This is a genomic window from Phycicoccus flavus, assembly GCF_004025965.2.
Taxonomy (GTDB): domain Bacteria; phylum Actinomycetota; class Actinomycetes; order Actinomycetales; family Dermatophilaceae; genus Phycicoccus; species Phycicoccus flavus.
Window position 1 is genome coordinate 1 of the sequence record NZ_SAYU02000119.1, and the last position, 5065, is coordinate 5065.

General features: G+C 72.5%; 5 protein-coding genes and 1 pseudogene. 4 read left to right on the forward strand and 2 right to left on the reverse strand.

Annotated elements, in window-relative coordinates; translation table 11 throughout:
- Nucleotides 1-1016: DNA polymerase III subunit beta (gene dnaN, locus EPD83_RS19725; protein ID WP_165567042.1), on the reverse strand; the 1016-nt coding region annotated here is incomplete at its 3' end.
- Nucleotides 1017-1866: 850 nt separating this feature from the next.
- Nucleotides 1867-3408, reverse strand: coding sequence for a chromosomal replication initiator protein DnaA (dnaA, locus tag EPD83_RS19730; RefSeq protein ID WP_165567044.1), 1542 nt, complete (start codon nt 3406-3408; stop codon nt 1867-1869).
- 378 nt (nt 3409-3786) lie between these two features.
- Here dnaA and rpmH point away from each other — a divergent pair, with 378 nt between their 5' ends.
- From rpmH to EPD83_RS19750, 4 genes and pseudogenes are all read left to right on the forward strand, one after another.
- Nucleotides 3787-3924 carry a 50S ribosomal protein L34 gene (gene rpmH, locus EPD83_RS19735; protein ID WP_128367943.1) on the forward strand — a complete coding sequence of 46 codons (138 nt, stop codon included), beginning with the start codon at nt 3787-3789 and terminating at the stop codon, nt 3922-3924.
- An 8-nt stretch (nt 3925-3932) separates the two neighbouring features.
- Nucleotides 3933-4298 (forward strand): ribonuclease P protein component, encoded by a 366-nt coding sequence (gene rnpA / locus EPD83_RS19740; RefSeq protein WP_128367942.1) that lies wholly within the window; start codon nt 3933-3935, stop codon nt 4296-4298.
- Nucleotides 4295-4774 (forward strand): membrane protein insertion efficiency factor YidD, encoded by a 480-nt coding sequence (gene yidD / locus EPD83_RS19745; RefSeq protein ID WP_165567043.1) that lies wholly within the window; start codon nt 4295-4297, stop codon nt 4772-4774. Before rnpA ends, yidD begins: the two co-directional genes overlap by 4 nt.
- Before the next feature lie 64 nt (nt 4775-4838).
- Nucleotides 4839-5065 (forward strand): annotated as a pseudogene (locus EPD83_RS19750) (membrane protein insertase YidC); the annotation flags it as partial.

Here is a 5065-nt window from a genome sequence, read left to right on the forward strand (position 1 = left end):
GACCAGTCGGTGCCGACGGCGCCCAGGCCGTCGAGCAGGTAGCCGGGGTTGAACGCGATCTCGATGTCCGGCCCGGTGAGCCGGCACTCGACGGCCTCGCTGGCCTGGGCGTCGTCGCCGGTGCCGGCCTCGATGGCGACCTGGCCCTCGGAGAAGCGGAGCCGCACGGGCGTGTTGCGCTCGGCGACGAGGGCGACGCGCTTCACGGCCTCGACGAGCTCGGCGGTCCGCACGACGGCGTCGGTCTCGGACGAGGTGGGGAAGATGGAGGAGACCTTGGGGTACTCGCCGTCGAGGAGGCGGGTCGTGCTGCGGCGGCGGCCGGCCTCGAAGCCGACGAGCCCGTCGCCACCCGCCACGGCGCCGAGCGCGACGTCGATGGACCCGCTCGCGCCGAGGCTGCGGGCGGTCTCGGACAGGGTCCGGGCCGGGATGAGGACGACGTGGCTGGCGCCGGTGTCGCTGGGGTTCCAGTGCAGCTCGCGCATCGCGAGGCGGTAGCGGTCGGTGGCGAGGAGCGTCATCGTGTCGCCGTCGACCTCGACCCGCACCCCGGTGAGGATCGGGAGGGTGTCGCCGCGGTCGGCGGCCACCGACACCTGGGCGACGGCCTGGGTGAACAGGTGGCCGTCGACGGTGCCCGTCGGCTCGGGGTTGGCCGGCAGCGTCGGGTAGTCGTCGGCCGGCATCATCAGCAGGCTGAAGCGCGACGCCCCGCACGTCACCTGGACCTTGCTGCCGTCGGTGGCGAGGTCGATCGGGCGGTCCGGCAGGTTGCGGCAGATGTCGGCCAGCAGCCGGCCGAGCACGAGGACGGTGCCGGACTCGGCGACGTCGGCGGCGACGGTGACCCGCGCGGACACCTCGTAGTCGAAGGCCGAGAGGGTGAGGGTGCCGTCGTCGGAGGCCTCGAGCAGGATGCCGGCGAGCACGGGGACGGGCGGACGGGCGGGCAGCCCGCGGGCCACCCAGGTCACCGCTTCGGCGAGGACGTCGCGCTCGACGCGGAACTTCACGGCTTACCGCCCTATCCGGCGCGCTGCGCGCCCATGAGTCGTGCTGGTTCTCCCTCCGCAGCCGCGCGCAGCAGCGCTCCCGGCAGACGGGAGCCCGACACTAGTGCACGGATCCCGGAGGGGGAACCGGACGGGGACGATCGGGGCGCGTGGGCCCGGGCGAGGGAGTCCGGCGCCCTCCCCCGGCATCGCGTCCTCGGGTCGTCCGGGGGTCGGGGGCACAGCAGGGCCCTGATCGGGGTGGACCCTTCATCTCCAGGTCTCATCGGGGTCGTAGGAGCTGTGGACCCTGTGGACGACCGGGCGTCCCTGCTGGTCAGCCGGTTCGCGGCGGGTGTGGAGGACCGGTGGAGGGGTCCGTGGACGACGGGCCCGGTCGGGGGACGGCCATCCGGCGTTCACAGCGGGTCCACCGCCGGGTCGCGGCGCGTCCACGGCGCGACCCGGCTTGTCCACACTCGTCCACAGGTCCTGTGGATATGTGGCCCGTGCCTTTCGCCCCCGGTCCCTCGGTGCGAAGTTGTCCACAGGGTTGTCCGCAGCGGTGGACGACGCGTGTCGAAGGTTCGAGGGACGGCACGGACGGCGCTCGGAAGGGTCGGGTCGCGCCGCCGCGCGGTGTGCGTCGGCGGTCGGCCGTCGGCGGGGGTGTGGACGACCTGTTGACGACCGGTGGACTGTCGAAGCTTGCGGCTGTGGACAGCCGGTGGACGGGGCAGCGACGCCGCCCGGAGGTCGGGCAGCGGGTGGACGTGGCGACCCGCGCCGGTCGACGCCGAAGGCGGGTGGGGGGTCGCGGGCCGCGGCCCAGCGACCGGCGGACAGGACGAGCGGGCCGGCTCCTCCGCGGTCAGCGGGACTGCTGCTTGATCCGGTTGGTGAGCTCGGTGACCTGGTTGTAGATGGCCCGTCGCTCGGCCATGAGCTGCCGGATCTTCTTCTCGGCGTGCATGACCGTCGTGTGGTCGCGGCCGCCGAACTGCTGGCCGATCTTCGGCAGCGACAGGTCGGTGAGCTCGCGGCACAGGTACATGGCGATCTGGCGGGCGGTGACGAGGACGCGGCTGCGGGACTGCCCCTGGAGGTCCTCGATGGTCAGCCCGAAGTAGGCGGCCGTCTGGGCGATGATCGTCGCCGGCGTCACCTGGCTCGCGGTGTCGTCGGGGATGAGGTCGCGCAGGACGATCTCGGCCAGGGACATGTCGACCGGCTGCCGGTTGAGGCTGGCGAAAGCCGTGACGCGGATGAGGGCGCCCTCGAGCTCGCGGATGTTCGTCGAGATCCGGCTGGCGATGAACTCGTGGACGTCCTCGGGGACCGACAGCCGCTCCTGGATGGCCTTCTTGCGCAGGATGGCGATGCGCGTCTCGAGGTCGGGCGGCTGGACGTCGGTGAGCAGGCCCATCTCGAACCGGCTGCGCATCCGCGCCTCGAAGCCGGTGAGCAGCTTCGGCGGCACGTCGCTGGTGATGACGACCTGCTTGCCCGCGTTGTGCAGCGTGTTGAAGGTGTGGAAGAACTCCTCCTGCGTCTGCACCTTGCCCTGAAGGAACTGGATGTCGTCGATGAGGAGGACGTCGACGTCGCGGTAGCGGCGCTGGAAGTTCGCCGCCTTGTCGTCGCGGATGCTGTTGATGAAGTCGTTCGTGAACTCCTCCGAGTTCACGTAGCGCACCTTGACGTTGGGGAAGAGCGCCCGGGCGTAGTGGCCGATGGCGTGCAGCAGGTGGGTCTTCCCCAGCCCGGAGTCCCCGTAGACGAAGAGCGGGTTGTACGCCTTGGCCGGTGCCTCGGCGACGGCGACGGCGGCCGCGTGGGCGAACCGGTTGGACGCACCGATGACGAAGGTGTCGAACGTGTACTTGGGGTTCAGCCGGGTGAGCTCGACCTGCTCGGGCACGGCCGATCCCGGCCGCGGCCGGCGCATCCCCGGCATGGCGACGAGCCCGTCGCCGCCGTGGTCGCCCCCGCCGGCCCCGCCGGCGTCGAACCCGGGGAGGGTCCCGGGGATGGTGGAGGACGACTCGTGGCCGTCGTCGTCGAGGGCGAGGTCGTGGATCTGCCGGCGCCGGTCGGCGGCCCGCTCGTCGTGGCCGGCCTGGAGGTCGGGCACGTCGCCGAGGTCCCCGGTCTCGGGCGGCAGCTCACCGAGGGCGGGGTCGACGGTGACGGCCAGGCGGACCTCGCGGCCCAGGCGCTCGCCGAGGCTGCGGGCGACGGGCTCGCGCAGCCGGGTCTCGACCATGTCCTTGGTGAAGTCGTTGGGGACGGCGATGAGCGCGGTGTCGTCGAGGAGCCCGACCAGGCGGGCCAGGCCGAGGAAGGCACGCTGCTGGACGGGGATCCCGTTCTCGTCGAGCGCGTCGAGCGTCGCGCTCCAGAGCTGGGCCATCTTCGCGTCCGCCACGTGTCTCGTCCCCGTCCTCTCCGCGCGCTCCCGGGTGCGGTGCGCAGGCACCGCCGACAGTGGAATCCACACCGTTGTCCACAGGCTGTGGGTACGGGCGCGTGGCGCGGGTGACGTCGTGTCGTTACCCGGACCGGCCGATGCTCCGTGCGATGGTAGAGGGTTGTCCCTGCTCGTGGGTAACCGGTGCGCGGGTTTGGCCGCGACCCCGCCGCTCGGGTACCGTGACGTCCGTCTGTTCGTCGGCGGTTTTCGCCCGTTCGTGTCCAGGGCACCCCGTTATCGCGGACCCTCGATGACCGCCGACGAGGCGCCCCCCGACCACCGCGGGCCCCCGGCCCGCCACGTGCGAAAGAGATCACCGTGAGCAAGCGCACCTTCCAGCCGAACAACCGCCGCCGGGCCAAGGTCCACGGCTTCCGCCTGCGGATGCGGACCCGCGCGGGTCGCAGCATCCTCGCCAACCGGCGACGCAAGGGCCGCGCGCAGCTCTCCGCCTGAGGCCGTCGGTGCTGCCGGCGCCGAACCGACTGCGGACGCGGTCGGACTTCACGTCGGCGGTCCGCGGTCGCGGAAGCGTTCGCGCCGGCTCACGCCTCCTCGTGGTCCATGCCACTCGAACCGACGCGCGTGCGGGACTCCCGCCGCGAGTCGGTTTCGTCGTGTCCAGGGCCGTCGGGGGCGCCGTCGTGCGGAACCGCGTGAAGCGACGGCTCCGGGCGCTCGTCTCGGCCCGCGTCGGGTCGGTGCCGTCCGGGGTGGATCTGGTCGTGCGGGCCAACCCGGCGACGGCGACGCTGACGTCCGCTGAGCTGGCGACGGCACTGGAACCGTTGTGGGACAAGGTCATTGGTCGTCTCGAGGTCGTGCGATGAGCGGCGTCGGACGGGTCGTCGCCCTGCCCCTGCTGTGGCTGGTGCGCGGGTACCAGCGCTTCGTCAGCCCGCTCACCCCGCCCAGCTGTCGGTACTACCCGTCGTGCTCGGCCTACGCCGTCACCGCCCTGGAGCGGTTCGGACCGGTCCGGGGGCTCGGCCTGGCGGTCCGGCGGCTGCTGCGGTGCCACCCGTGGACCCCGGGCGGCGTCGACCACGTCCCCGACCGTGACCCGGCCACCGGTCGACCCGTGCCCGGCACCACCGGTCCCAAGCCGTACCGGGCTGCCGGTGGAACCGCCACCGACGACTCCGACGTTGACGGTGCGCGGGGGCCGGCAACGGGCCCGGCCGAGCGGCTGGTGGAGCGGCCGCCCGAGGACGCCGGTCCGCCGGCCGCACCGCGTGCCGGGTCGGTGTCGCCCGAGACCGTCCCCCACGGAGCGCGGCCGCCGGCCCGCGCGTCGCACCCATGACCTTGCCCCGTCACCTCGGTGACCACACCAGCCGGCGTCGTCCGGCCCGTCGAAGGACATCATGATCGACTTCTTCAGCAGCCTGATCGCCCCGATCGAGTGGCTCGTGGCCTGGATCATGTACGGCTTCCACTCGGCGTTCACCGCGATCGGGATGCCCGAGGCGTCCGGGTGGACCTGGAGCCTGTCCATCGTTGGGCTCGTCCTCGTGATGCGCGCGGCGATGATCCCGCTCTTCGTCAAGCAGATCAACGCCTCGCGCAAGCTGCAGCTCATCCAGCCCGAGATCCA

Coding starts and splice junctions, on each gene's coding strand:
- dnaA (WP_165567044.1), bottom strand. CDS start 3,408: ATGGCCCAGCTCTGGAGCGCGACGCTCGACGCGCTCGACGAGAACGGG.
- yidD (WP_165567043.1), top strand. CDS start 4,295: ATGAGCGGCGTCGGACGGGTCGTCGCCCTGCCCCTGCTGTGGCTGGTG.